Origin of the sequence: Halobellus salinus (genome assembly GCF_014646875.1) — an archaeon.
In the GTDB taxonomy this organism is placed as follows: Archaea; Halobacteriota; Halobacteria; order Halobacteriales; family Haloferacaceae; genus Haloquadratum; species Haloquadratum salinum.
Map to the genome: position 1 here is coordinate 101,926 of NZ_BMOC01000004.1, position 12,111 is coordinate 114,036.

Sequence of the window (12,111 nt, forward strand, 5' to 3'; positions counted from 1 at the left end):
GCCGGGGGAGACACCACAGTCGGTCGACGACGCCCAGGTCGTCATCCTTTTTACCGGCGGGCCGAAGACTCAGGTATGAGTGAGAGCGACAAGTACCCGGCGGAATCGGGCCGCCGCCGGTTCGTCAAGGGCGTCGTTGGGGGCGCAGCGCTCGCGGGCGTCGGCGCGACGGGTGCGGCCGCGATCAACTCCGCGACGCAGGCCAGCGGCGCCGGTGGCGGGTCCACCCAGGCGTTTGCCATCGAGAACACTGACGGACCGGCCCCCCGTGGAATGCCGCAGATCCCGGTCGAGATCGACGACGAGGGATACCTCAAGGGCGCCTGGCCCGAAGTCACCACCGAACAGCAGGGCGGGGTCTCGGTCAAGGTCGCCGAGGCCGAGGATTTCAAAGGCTCCGGTCAGACCTACTCCACGGAGTGGTTCCAGTACTGCGGCGTGGAGTCCTACGCCGGGGTCCAGCCCGACTACGACTCGGACAACTACTTCCGGGTCGGATCGAACCCCGGCTACGAGTGGCAGAGCGAGGCCTACTCCGAGGGTGACCGCCTCCACGTCGACGACTTCTCCGACTACCAGGAGTGGTCCAACGGCGTCGGCGACCCCGGTATCGGGAAGGGCGCCACCGGGCGGTGGCGCTCGGAGGACGCCGAAGACGTCATTCCGATCCAGGTTATCAAATCCGACCGGGTTGAGGACCTCGCCCAACAGGACCCGTGGCTCGAGGCCTCCACGCAGGAGGGGTTCGTTGCGTGGCTCAACAAATGCACGCACTTCTGTTGCGTGCCGAAGTACAAAAGCGAGGGATCGGCCAAGTTCGGTGGCGAAAACGAAGTCTACTGCCAGTGCCACCAGTCAATCTACGACCCCTTCAGCATCGTGCAGACGCTGTTCGTCGCGCGCCCCCGTCCCGAGTGACCGCGCCGCTGTCGGCGGACGCCGGGGCGGTTTGTCCCTCCCACGCCGTCAGCGGCGACCCCCGGCGCCGCGACCCGGCCCCGGCGCCGGCGCCGGCGCCGGCGCCGGCGCCGGCCCGTGTCAGATACCTTCATGTAGGCCGGGCTACGAGATACAGGTAGCATGACCGGACCCGGAGCACCGGAAGCCACTACGATCGGCGAGCTATCGGCGTCGGAGATCCACGACGTGCTCCGGAACGACCGGCGTCGCCTGGTCCTAGAGCGACTCCGGACCGCGCGAGACGCAGAGACGGTCTCGGACCTGGCCGAACACATCGGCGGCGTGGAGGCGGGGGAGTCGCCACCGCCCCGGAACGTCCGACAGAGCGTCTACGTCTCGCTTCACCAGACGCACCTCCCCAAGCTCGACGAACTCGGGGTCGTCGACTACGACCCCGACGGGAAGACGGTCGAACTGGCGGCCAACGCCCGCGAACTCCGGGCGTATCTGGAGCCCGCAACGGGTGAGACCGGGGTTTCGCCGGTCTGCTACGCCGGTGTCGGCCTCCTGGGTGGTGTGGCCCTGCTCGGCGCTGCCGCGGGCGTCCCCGGCCTCCGCACGGTGGGCCCGACAGCGGTCGGGTTCGTGCTCTCGGCGGCGGTCGTCGCCGCCGGGGTTTACGACCGCCGTCTCCGGGCGTGACCCGCCGCGATCGGGTGTGGCTGCGCCGGCCGCGTTCGCCCACCGCGGGGTGGCACCACCGATTCCGGTCGAAACCGCGCGCCGTGCCGGCTTCGAGCGCCGCGGGAGGAAAGACTTAACATCGTTTCACAACCCCTCTCCTCTTGAGGATAGTTATCAATGGGGATCGCTGAGACATACACTCGCGGGCGGCAGGCCGCGGTCGCGCGCCCGGGGTCCATCATCCTGGGGCTCGTCGTCGCCGTCCTGCTGTTCGACTTGGGCGTCGGGTTAGCGACCGGCGACAACTCGTTCAGCGGCGTCGGGTCTCTCATGTGGGACGGGCTGATGCGCGGGCTTGTGATCGGGCTCGCGGGCATCGGGTTGTCGATGACGTACAGCATCCTGAACTTCGCAAACTTCGCCCACGGCGACTACATCACCGCCGGCGCGTTCTCCGGGTGGGCGACGACGTACGTGGTCGCCGGACTCGGGCGGGCCGACATCGGGGCGCTGTTTCTGGTCGGCGCGAGCGGGTCGGTCTTCGGCGGGACGCTCGGCATCGGCGTCACCGGTACCCCGCTCGCGGTCGTCGCCGGAGCCCTCGTCGCGGGGGGATTCACCGTCGCGCTCGCGGTGGTTATCGATCGGACGGTGTTCAAACCCATTCGCGACGAGAGCGGGATCACGCTGCTCATCACAAGCATCGGGGTGGCGTTCGCGCTCCGGTACATCATGCAGTTCGTTTTCAGTTCGAGCGTTCGCGGCACCACCGCACAGCCCCCGTCGGTCTCGCTGTACTTCGTCGACGGGGTCGTCCGAATCAACGCCCACGACATCGCGCTGGTGGTCGTTGCGGGCGGGCTGATGCTCGGCGTTCACCTCCTGTTGCAGCTCACCACCCTCGGGAAGGCGATGCGGGCGATGGCGGACAACGAGGATCTCGCACAGATCACCGGGATCCCGACCGAACGGGTGGTCCGGGCGGTGTGGATCATCGGCGGCGGGCTCACCGGCGTCGCGGGGTACATGTTCGTGCTCTGGAAGGGGACCCTCGGGTTCAACGACGGGTGGCTCCTGCTGTTGCTCATCTTCGCTGCGGTCATTCTCGGCGGGATCGGCTCGGTCTACGGCGCTATTGTCGGCGGGCTCGCGATCGGGCTGACCGCGTCGATGTCGGTGATTTGGATCCCCTCGGCGTTCTCCCGTGCGGCGGCGTTTTTCGTGATGATCGTCATCCTACTGGTGAAACCTGAAGGGATCTTCTCCGGGAGGTCGACGGCGTGAGCGTGCGCGACGACGTGGTCGCCCGGATCCCCGGCGGCGACACGGGGGCCATCGTGGCAGTCCTGCTCGTGATCTACGCCGCGTACGTACTCGCGGGTGTCGGGCTCGGATTCTCCCTCCGCGGGCAGCTCAACACCGTTGCGACGCTGACCTTCTTCATCGGCGTCTTCGCCATGCTGTCGCTCGCGTTGAACCTCCACTGGGGGTACACCGGGCTGTTCAACATCGGTATTGTCGGATTTATGGCGGTCGGGATCTACGTCATGGCGCTGGTCTCGAAGCCACTGTACGAGGCCGGCGGCGCGTCGCAGGTCGGCGGGCTCGGACTCCCCATCGTCGTGGGGATGCTCGCGGGGATGGCGGCGGCTGCGCTCCTCGGGTTGGTGGTTGCGTTACCCGCGCTCCGCCTCCGCGCGGACTACCTCGCGATCGTCACGATCGCGATGTCGGAGATCGTCCGCTTTTCGTTTCTATCCGGGGATTTCCAGCAGTTCCAACTCTTCGGCGAGCGCGTCGGGTTCGGTGGCGGGTCGGGGCTCATCCTGGACTACACCGACCCGATCGAGGCGTTCTTCTCGGTCGTTGGGCTCTGGGACGCCTACCTCGGGGTGGTGGACGCGTTCGGGGTTCTCATCCCCACCAACCCGAAGCCGATCGTCGACGGGTTAGTCTACGGCGCACTCCTTTTGGGGTTCGTCGCGGCGTACTTCTGGCTGCTGAAACGCACCGGGGAGTCGCCGTTCGGTCGCGTGCTCAAGGCGATCCGCGAGGACGAGGACGTGGCGAACTCCCTCGGGAAGAACACGAACCGGTTCAAAATCAAGGCGTTCATGCTCGGGTGTGCACTGATGGGGCTCGCGGGCGTTCTCTGGTTCATGCGGAGCGGTGCGGTCACTCCCAACACCTTCCGCCCCCGGATCACCTTTTTCATCTGGATCGCGCTGATTATCGGTGGCGCCGGGTCGAACACCGGGAGTGTTCTCGGCGGCGCAGTTTTCGCTGCCCTGCTGTATCAGGGGCCGCGCACGCTGAAGAACCTCATCGACGCCGTGCTCCCGAGCACGAACGCGCCGTCGGGGTTCGGGCCGGCGGTCGCGCCGCTGTTCTCGACTCTCGACCCCGCACCACTACTCTTCTACACCCTCGACAGCGTCCGACAGCTCCAGTTGGTGTTCATGGGACTCGTGCTCATCTGGCTGATGCACAACCGTCCGGAGGGGATGCTCGGCCACCGCAAGGAGACCGCCGCCGGGATTCCGCTGACCGCACAGCGGGCACAGAAGCGACAGGCGGCCGACGGCGGGGGTGGCGACGATGAGTGACGCCGCGGAGTCGGGTGGGTTGACCCTCGGCTCCGGCGGGCCGGGCATCGACGAGGAGTACCCGCTACAGGCCGAGGGGCTCCGGAAGGCGTTCGGCGGGATCACCGCGGTTGAAGACGCGTCCTTCCGCGTTGAGCGCGGGAGTGTGACCGGGCTCATCGGTCCAAACGGCGCCGGGAAATCGACCACGTTCAACCTCATCACCGGGATGCTCGACCCCGACGCCGGCACGGTGACGTTCGACGGCGAGGACATCACCGGACTGGAGCCGCACGCCATCGCGAACCGCGGGCTGGTTCGGACGTTCCAGATCGCCCGGGAGCTGCAGGACATGACCGTCCTCGAGAACATGATGTTGGCGCCGAAGGGCCAGCGCGGCGAGTCGCTGTGGCGGTCGGTGACGCCGGGGGTTCGCCGCGAGGTGATCGATCAGGAGTCGGAGCTCCTAGAGCGGGTCTGGGAGGTGCTCGAGTTCTTCGACATCGACCACCTCGCCGAGGAGTACGCCGGCAACCTCTCCGGCGGGCAGCGGAAGCTGCTCGAACTCTCGCGTGCGCTGCTCACCGATCCCGACGTGTTGCTCTTAGACGAGCCGTTTGCGGGGGTGAACCCCTCCCTGGAGAAGCGGCTGCTGGAGCACATCCACGAACTCCGCGAACAGGGGTATACCTTCCTCCTCGTGGAACACGACATGGACCTGATCATGGAGAACTGCGGGCGCGTCATCGTCCTCCACCAGGGGCAGATCCTCACGGAAGGCGCTCCCGCGGAGATCCAAGCGAACGAGGAGGTCATCGAGGCCTACCTGGGGGGGAACGTATGAGCGCCGAGGACGCGGCGGGTGATGCGGATGCAGCGGTCCCCGAGGAGACGGTTCCGGACCGCGAGAGCGAGGCGCTGCTCGAAGTCCGCGAGGTCGATGCGGGCTACGGCGACCTCCAGATCCTGACCGATGTTGACCTCAACGTCGCAGACCGGGAGTACGTCACCATCGTCGGCCCCAACGGCGCCGGGAAGTCGACTGTCATGAAATCCGTGTTCGGGCTCACGAACCTGATGGGCGGTACGGTGACGTTCGAGGGTGCAGACATCACCGGACTCCGGCCGGAGGAGATCATCCGCGAGGGGATCGGCTACGTCCCACAGAACGACAACGTCTTCGCGTCACTCACGGTCCGCGAGAACCTCGAGATGGGCGCGTACATCCTGGACGATTTCCCTGAGGACGCTCTTGAAGCGGTTTTCGAGCGGTTCCCCATTCTCGAGGAGCGGGCGTCACAGAAGGCGGGCACGATGTCGGGTGGCCAACAGCAGATGCTCGCGATGGGCCGGGCGCTGATGTTGGAGCCGTCGCTGCTCCTCCTCGATGAGCCCTCCGCGGGGCTGGCGCCGGACCTCGTCGACGAGATGTTCGACCGGATCGACGCGATCAACGACGCCGGAACCGCCGTGCTGATGGTCGAACAGAACGCCAAAGAGGCGTTGCGGCGGTGCGATCGGGGGTACGTCCTCGCGAACGGCCAGAACCGGTATATGGATGACGGCGACGTGCTGCTGAACGACGAGCAGGTCCGCCAGGAGTTTCTCGGCGGGTAGCCGGCGGCGGGTGCCGTCTCCTCCGAGTGGGTTCGGAGCGGAACGCGCAACGCGGTGTCCCGTGGAACGACACCGGTCGCTCGGGGAGCAGACCGGGTGTGGCGATCCCCACGTCGACGTGTCGAGCGACCGCGGCCCGACGCGAAGCGGCGCCGACGTCACACGGGGCGGAGTCCCGCCGACAGACACCGCCGCAGCGGCTGTCTGCCGACCGCCTCGGCGTTGGGACGACCACCACCGACCAGTCACGCGGGGTCTCACGCGGCCTTTCGGTGTCCGATCGGTGGTCGATACCCCACCCTCGGGTGTGGGGGTCCGGGGTCACCGCCTCACAGCCGCCCGTTTTCGAGCGTTCGTGCCGATTCGACACGGGTTTACCCCGCCGTCACCCAGCCCAGGTATGTCGATGCGCGTGACGTTTCTCGGGACTGGCGGGGCCGTCCCGACAACCGAGCGGGGGCCGAGCGCGCTGCTTGTCGAGCGCGACGGCGAGCGGCTGCTGTTCGACTGCGGCGAGGGGACCCAACGCCAGATGATGCGGTTCGGCACCGGGTTTGCGGTCTCACACGTGTTCGTCACCCACCTCCACGGCGACCACGTCCTCGGGATCCCCGGGCTGATCCAGACGCTCGATTTCAACGGCCGCGAGGAGCCGCTCGCGCTCTACGGTCCGCCGGGGTCGAAACCGCACCTCCGGAGCCTGATCGAAGCCGGCGGCTACCGCCCGGAGTTCCCGATCACGATCAACGAACTCCGGCCGGACACCGTCGCGCTCGACGCCGCGGCGTATGAGGTCCGGACGTTCGAGACCGACCACCGGAACGCCTCCTCCGTTGGGTATGCCCTGATCGAGGCCGATCGACGGGGGCGGTTCGACCGCGAGCGCGCGGAAGAACTCGGCGTCCCGGTCGGCCCGAAGTTCGGCACGCTCCACGACGGCGAGGCCGTCGAACTCGACGATGGGACGGTGGTCCGCCCCGAGGACGTTGTCGGCGACCCCCGACCCGGCCGGCGGTTCGTCTACACCGGCGACACCCGACCGGCGGATGCGACCGTGACGGTCGCTGAAGAGCCCGACCTGCTCGTTCACGACGCCACCTTCGACAACGAGTGGGCCGAGCGGGCGCGACGAACCGGCCACGCCACCGGGCGGGAGGCCGCCGAGATCGCGGCCCGCGCCGGGGCGAAGCGGTTGGGGCTGGTGCACGCCTCCTCGCGGTACGCTGGCGACGCCTCGCCGATCGAACGCGACGCCGCGTCGGCGGCCGCCGGGGGAACCGAGGTGTTCCTCCCCGACGACGGCCACACGGTGGAGGTTCCGTACCCTGACGAGGCGTAGCTGTCGGCCAGCGAGGCTGGCGGACCCCCGCGCCGTGGCATATATATCCACACACGCCCAACCCATAGTGTGAACGACCGGACGAGCGCGCTCGACACCCTCGTCTTCGGCGTGGACATCCAGAGCGGCGACGTCCGCGGCGATTCGCCCTCCTACGCCGTGGTGGCGTTCGACGGTGAGAACATTGATCGTGACGTGGTCTCTCACCGGAAGCTGCGCCGGTTGCTCGACCGTGAGGAACCGGGGATGCTCGCGACCGACAACATGTACGAGCTCGCCGCCGACAAGAACGGGTTGGTCCGCTTTCTCGAGGCCCTCCCGGAGCCGACCACCCTGGTGCAGGTGACGGGCGCCGAACGCCCCGAGCCGCTGTCGCGGGTCGCCTCCAGACACGGCGTCCCCTACGGCAAGAAGCCGATGGAGGAGGCGGAGGCTGCCGCGCGGCTCGCGGCGGCGAACGTCGGGAGTGTGGTGACCGCGTTCGGCGACACGACCGAAGTGAAGGTCTCACGCGGCCGCTCGACGGGCAGCGGCGGGTGGAGTCAAGACCGGTTCACCCGCCGGATTCACGGGTCGGTGAAGCGCCGGACCCGCGAGGTGAAAGGCCGCCTAAAGAAGGCGAACCTGGAGTTCGAGGTCGACATCACCGAAAAGTACGGGGGGTACGCAAACGCCGTCTTCACCGTGGCGGCGCCACCCTCGGAGATCCCGGTGTCGAGCGGGCGGTCCGGCGACACGCGCGTCGAGATCGAGCGGGAGCGCCGAGACGGCATCGAGTTCGAGCCCGTGGTCAAACGGCGTGACCGCGTGGTGGTCGGCATCGACCCCGGAACCACCACCGCTGCGGCGGTGGTCGGTCTCGACGGCTCGGTTCTGGACGTGTACTCCACCCGGACCGCCGACACCGCCGACGTGATCGAGTGGCTGATCGAACGGGGCCGGCCGGTGATCGTCGCCGCCGACGTGACGCCGATCCCGGAGACGGTCGAGCAGTTCCGCCGCAGCTTCGACGCCGCGGAGTGGACCCCAGACTCCGATCTCCCGGTCGACGAGAAGCTCCACCGGACCCGCGAGGAGCCCTACGAGAACGACCACGAGCGCGACGCCCTGGCGGCGGCGCTTTTCGCCGTCGACGACCACGCCGACCAGTTCGAGCGCATCTCCCGGAAGGTGCCGCCGGACGTCGAGCGGGGTGAGGTCATCTCCAGGGTCGTCGCGAGCGAGGCGTCTGTCGAGGCCGCCCTGCGGGAGCTCCGGGACGAAGAGGACGACGAGACCGACGAGTCCGACCACGAAGAGCGGGAACTCACCGACGACGAAAAGGAGATCCGTCGGCTTCGCGACCGAGTCGACCGCCTGGAGTCCCACGTTGCGGACCTCAACGACACCATCGCAGAGAGAGACGAGACGATCGAGGAGTACGAACACGAACTCACCGAGGCAAAACGCGAAGAGCGCCGGGAGGCCCGCGAGCGACGCGAGGTCAAGCGGTTGGAACGCGAAAACGGCCGGCTGGAGCGGCGCGTCGAGGAACTGGAGGCCGAAAACGACGCCCTCGACGACAAGCTCGAACGCCTGAAAGCGCTTTGGAAGCTGGATCACTCCAACTTCTCGGACGTCGACACCGACGGTGACCTCGTCCCGGTGAAGGTGATCGAGCAGTTCACCGGGGGCGCGATCGAGGCCGCTGACACGGAGTTCGGGTTGGCCGCGGGCGATGTGGTCTACCTCCGGGACGCCTCCGGCGCGGGCCGTTCGACCGCCCAGCGGCTGGCCGATGTCGACCCACGGATCGTGCTCCGGTCGGGCAGCGGACTCTCGGAGGTGGCGGACCGAATCCTGTTTGAGGCGGGGATCCCGGTCGCGCCCGCCGCCGACATCACGATTCAAGAAGTCGACGAACTCGCGGTCGCCCGCGAGTCCGAGATCGAAGCCGCACTCGGCGACTGGGAGCGCCGCGCCGCGGAACGCCGTCGGGAGCGGAAGGCGTCGATGGTTGATCAGATCATCTCCGAGCACCGTGCAGAAACGAGAAGCGAGAGCCGGTAGGGGCGGACGAAGCCGCGCGTGGGCGTCGCACGCAGCGGCTGTTCACGCTGTTCACTCCTCGGATCGGGTGTCGATCTCGATCGGCGACGTCGGCTCCTGCTCGCCGAAGCCCGCCGACAACACCCGTGTCAGCGCCTCCTCGACGGTCTCGTCGGTTTCGGTCACGTCACCGGGGTCGACCTCCATCACGAATCCGGTAGTGATGTTCGGCGCGGTGGGCATGAACAGCACAATCCGGCCGTCGTCGGTGGTCTTGCCTGTTTTGAACGCGGTCGTGCGCATCCCGCTCCAGGGCTCGATCTTCACGGGTTTCTGGAGGTCGTCGGTGCCTGAGACCGCGGTCTCGACCGCCAGCTTCGAGGCGTTGTACAGCACTCGGATCAACGGCACCCGGTTCATCGCGGCGTCGAGGTACGTCTCGAACAGCCGCCCGACCGTGGTCCGCATGAGGTAGCCGACCGACAGTACCAGCATCGTGAAGACGATCACGGCGACGAAAAAGCCGAACGGCTCCCGGAGCCCGCGGATGACGGGGAGGTCGACGATCTGGGTGTACAGGTAGTTCAACACGAGCAGGATGACGAGGATCGGTGCCAACACGATCAGCCCGCTCGCGAAGTCGCGCCTCCAGGAAGACATCTGCCGCAACCTACACACGCCCCCGGATTAAAATGACCGACCCCGCGGTCCGCGCCGCCGTCCGCACCCACCTCAGCCTGAACCGGGGAGCCTTTGTCGTCGCCGGTGGAGCCCCCACGTATGCTCCACGCGCTCGTCGCCGTCGCGTTCTGGGCGATGCTGCCGGCGTACGTACCGAACAACGCGGCCGTTCTTGCCGGCGGCGGTGCGCCCATCGACGGCGGCTGGACGGTCAACGGCCGCCGGCTTCTGGGCGACGGCAAGACCTGGCGCGGGACCGCGGTCGGCACCGCCGCGGGCATCGCGCTCGCGCTCGCGCTGAATCGGGCCGCTCCGGCCGCCGCCGCGGCGACGGGCGTCTCGCTCCCCACCTTCCCGCCACTCGCCGCGGTCGGGCTCGCGTTCGGCGCGATGGTCGGCGACATCTCCGCGTCGTTCCTGAAGCGACGCACCGGCCGCGAGCGCGGCGCGGCGTTCCCCATTGTCGACCAACTCGACTTCGTCGCTGGCGCCCTGGTGTGTGCTGCGCTCCCGGAGTTCGGGTGGGTCACCGACACGTTCACACTCCCCGTGCTGGGGGTCGTGATCGTTCTGACACCCATTCTTCACGTCGTGACCAACGGGGTCGCGTACCTGCTGGGGCTCAAAGACGAGCCCTACTAATCCACCTTTTTTATCCAGCGGGTTTCCTCGCTCGGCTCGCTGCGGGAACCCGCCGGACAAAAAATCCGGATCAAAAAATCCCGCGAGGCTCGCGTTCGCTCGCCTCGCGGTGCTGGTGCTGGCGGCGACCGCCCCGCACCGCCACGGCTCCCGATACTGCACACTATTCTGCGTTTGTCACCATACCCCTCACCCCGAACCGTCCGGTTTAAGCGGGTTGCCGCCGCCTACTCCACCAATGACGAACGACGAACTCGTCGCGGCGCTCCGGGAGGCCGACGCGGTCAGGTTCGGGGAGTTCGAGCTCTCCCACGGCGGCACCTCCGACTACTACGTCGACAAATACCTCTTCGAGACTGATCCGGGGTGCCTCCGGTCGATTGCGTCGGCGTTCGCCGACCGGCTCGGCGGCAACACGCTCGCGGGTGTCGCCCTGGGTGCGGTGCCGCTCGTGGCGGTCACGAGCGCCGAAACTGACGCGCCCTACGTCATCGTTCGGAAGGAGGCCAAGGAGTACGGCACCGGCAACCGGATCGAAGGACAACTCGCCGACGGCGAGTCGGTTGTGGTGTTGGAGGACATCGCTACCACCGGTCGGAGCGCGCTTGAAGCGGTTGAGGCGCTCCGGGAGGCCGGCGCGACGGTCGAGCGGGTGCTCGTCGTTGTCGACCGCAACGAGGGTGCGCGGGGTCTGCTGGCCGACGCCGGCGTGGAACTCGAATCACTGGTGACCGCCGAAGACCTCCTCGCAGACGGACGAGACTGAGCGTCCCCCGGACGAAAACGCACGTTCGTGGTGTTTCAGCCCTCATTTCGGATCGGTATATTCATACATACGAATCGTCCCAGGATGACGTATGAACAGAGCGGAGAAGGCGGCGCTCCAACTCCAGGCGGTCGCGATCCTGCGGATGCTCAAACAGACCCGGACTTACGACGAACTCGCCGACTTCACGGGCCTCCCCGCCGGCGACCTCAACCGGTACGTCAACGGCCACGTCCTCCCGGGGACCCAGCGCGCCCACGACCTCGTCGCGCGCACCGGCCGCGACGCCCTGACCGCCGAACTCGAAGCCCGAATCGAGTCCGACGACGGGGGGTACGTCGACAACTCAGCGGTGGTGTTCGACCAGACCTTCCTCGATCTGGTCGCGCCTGTCGCCGCCAACACCCTTGAGTTCGACCGGCCGGACGTGGTCCTGACCGCCGCCACCGACGGCATCACCCTCGGTGCCGCGATGGCGAGTCACTTCGACGCCCGCGTCGCCTACGCAAAAAAGACAAAGGAAACAGCCGTCGAGGAGTTCATCGAATCCCGTCAGCGCGTCTCCCCGGGGATGGAACTCACATACTACCTTCCGGCCCGGGCGTTGTCCCCGACCGACACCGTCCTGGTGGTCGACGACCTCATCCGGTCGGGGGAGACCCAAACCCTGCTTCTCGACATCGCTGACCAGGCCGAGACGACGGTGGCGGGCGTCCTCGCGCTCATCGCGGTCGGGGGGGACGGCCTCGATCGCGTGCGTGGACTCACCGACGCCCCTGTCGGTGCGCTCTCGACGTTCGCTCCCGAGTGACCACGTAGCGCCGCGGCGCGACCGACCGCCACGAGGACCGATGGAAACGTTTATCGAC

General features: G+C 67.7%; 12 protein-coding genes. 11 read left to right on the top strand and 1 reads right to left on the bottom strand.

The features are described from left to right. Positions 1-75: 75 nt before the first annotated feature. The 8 genes from IEX72_RS05040 (at position 76) to IEX72_RS05075 (ending at position 9,174) form a co-directional block, all read left to right on the top strand. Positions 76-918 carry a ubiquinol-cytochrome c reductase iron-sulfur subunit gene (locus tag IEX72_RS05040; protein ID WP_188786293.1) on the top strand — a complete coding sequence of 281 codons (843 nt, stop codon included), beginning with the start codon at positions 76-78 and terminating at the stop codon, positions 916-918. A 162-nt stretch (positions 919-1,080) separates the two neighbouring features. Then, on the top strand, positions 1,081-1,602 hold the full coding sequence (locus tag IEX72_RS05045) for a DUF7344 domain-containing protein (protein WP_188786294.1): 522 nt from the start codon (positions 1,081-1,083) through the stop codon (positions 1,600-1,602). A gap of 327 nt (positions 1,603-1,929) precedes the next feature. Next, positions 1,930-2,868, top strand: a complete 939-nt coding sequence (locus tag IEX72_RS05050) for a branched-chain amino acid ABC transporter permease (protein ID WP_229663752.1) — start codon at positions 1,930-1,932, stop codon at positions 2,866-2,868. Next, positions 2,865-4,190, top strand: a complete 1,326-nt coding sequence (locus IEX72_RS05055) for a branched-chain amino acid ABC transporter permease (RefSeq protein WP_188786296.1) — start codon at positions 2,865-2,867, stop codon at positions 4,188-4,190. Before IEX72_RS05050 ends, IEX72_RS05055 begins: the two co-directional genes overlap by 4 nt. Beyond that, entirely contained in the window at positions 4,183-5,013 is an 831-nt protein-coding gene (locus IEX72_RS05060) for an ABC transporter ATP-binding protein (RefSeq protein ID WP_188786297.1), read from the top strand. The genes IEX72_RS05055 and IEX72_RS05060 overlap by 8 nt, the downstream gene beginning before the upstream one ends. After that, a complete protein-coding gene (locus tag IEX72_RS05065; protein ID WP_188786298.1) occupies positions 5,010-5,786 on the top strand; it encodes an ABC transporter ATP-binding protein in 777 nt (258 codons plus the stop codon). Before IEX72_RS05060 ends, IEX72_RS05065 begins: the two co-directional genes overlap by 4 nt. A 400-nt stretch (positions 5,787-6,186) precedes the next feature. Continuing rightward, entirely contained in the window at positions 6,187-7,125 is a 939-nt protein-coding gene (gene rnz / locus IEX72_RS05070; protein ID WP_188786299.1) for a ribonuclease Z, read from the top strand. A gap of 69 nt (positions 7,126-7,194) precedes the next feature. Continuing rightward, positions 7,195-9,174, top strand: a complete 1,980-nt coding sequence (locus tag IEX72_RS05075) for a DUF460 domain-containing protein (protein WP_188786300.1) — start codon at positions 7,195-7,197, stop codon at positions 9,172-9,174. 51 nt (positions 9,175-9,225) lie between these two features. Here the strand turns inward: IEX72_RS05075 and IEX72_RS05080 are convergent, their stop codons facing one another. After that, on the bottom strand, positions 9,226-9,813 hold the full coding sequence (locus IEX72_RS05080; RefSeq protein WP_188786301.1) for a DUF502 domain-containing protein: 588 nt from the start codon (positions 9,811-9,813) through the stop codon (positions 9,226-9,228). A 120-nt stretch (positions 9,814-9,933) separates the two neighbouring features. On the opposite strand from IEX72_RS05080, the gene IEX72_RS05085 reads away from it, so the two are divergent. From IEX72_RS05085 to IEX72_RS05095, 3 genes are all read left to right on the top strand, one after another. After that, the gene (locus IEX72_RS05085; RefSeq protein ID WP_188786302.1) at positions 9,934-10,476 is read left to right on the top strand and encodes a CDP-2,3-bis-(O-geranylgeranyl)-sn-glycerol synthase; all 543 of its coding nucleotides are present in this window, start codon (positions 9,934-9,936) and stop codon (positions 10,474-10,476) included. A gap of 238 nt (positions 10,477-10,714) precedes the next feature. Beyond that, positions 10,715-11,242: an orotate phosphoribosyltransferase gene (gene pyrE / locus IEX72_RS05090; protein ID WP_188786303.1), complete on the top strand. Its 528-nt coding sequence runs from the start codon at positions 10,715-10,717 to the stop codon at positions 11,240-11,242. Positions 11,243-11,333: 91 nt separating this feature from the next. Beyond that, a complete protein-coding gene (locus IEX72_RS05095; protein WP_188786304.1) occupies positions 11,334-12,053 on the top strand; it encodes a phosphoribosyltransferase family protein in 720 nt (239 codons plus the stop codon). The last annotated feature ends 58 nt before the right edge of the window (positions 12,054-12,111 follow it).

Bases quoted from the DNA above. Each gene is read 5' to 3' on its own strand.
- IEX72_RS05060 (WP_188786297.1), top strand. From the start codon at position 4,183: ATGAGTGACGCCGCGGAGTCGGGTGGGTTGACCCTCGGCTCCGGCGGG.
- IEX72_RS05040 (WP_188786293.1), top strand. From the start codon at position 76: ATGAGTGAGAGCGACAAGTACCCGGCGGAATCGGGCCGCCGCCGGTTC.
- pyrE (WP_188786303.1), top strand. From the start codon at position 10,715: ATGACGAACGACGAACTCGTCGCGGCGCTCCGGGAGGCCGACGCGGTC.
- IEX72_RS05045 (WP_188786294.1), top strand. From the start codon at position 1,081: ATGACCGGACCCGGAGCACCGGAAGCCACTACGATCGGCGAGCTATCG.
- IEX72_RS05050 (WP_229663752.1), top strand. From the start codon at position 1,930: ATGCGCGGGCTTGTGATCGGGCTCGCGGGCATCGGGTTGTCGATGACG.
- IEX72_RS05095 (WP_188786304.1), top strand. From the start codon at position 11,334: ATGAACAGAGCGGAGAAGGCGGCGCTCCAACTCCAGGCGGTCGCGATC.
- IEX72_RS05080 (WP_188786301.1), bottom strand. From the start codon at position 9,813: ATGTCTTCCTGGAGGCGCGACTTCGCGAGCGGGCTGATCGTGTTGGCA.
- IEX72_RS05065 (WP_188786298.1), top strand. From the start codon at position 5,010: ATGAGCGCCGAGGACGCGGCGGGTGATGCGGATGCAGCGGTCCCCGAG.
- IEX72_RS05085 (WP_188786302.1), top strand. From the start codon at position 9,934: ATGCTCCACGCGCTCGTCGCCGTCGCGTTCTGGGCGATGCTGCCGGCG.
- rnz (WP_188786299.1), top strand. From the start codon at position 6,187: ATGTCGATGCGCGTGACGTTTCTCGGGACTGGCGGGGCCGTCCCGACA.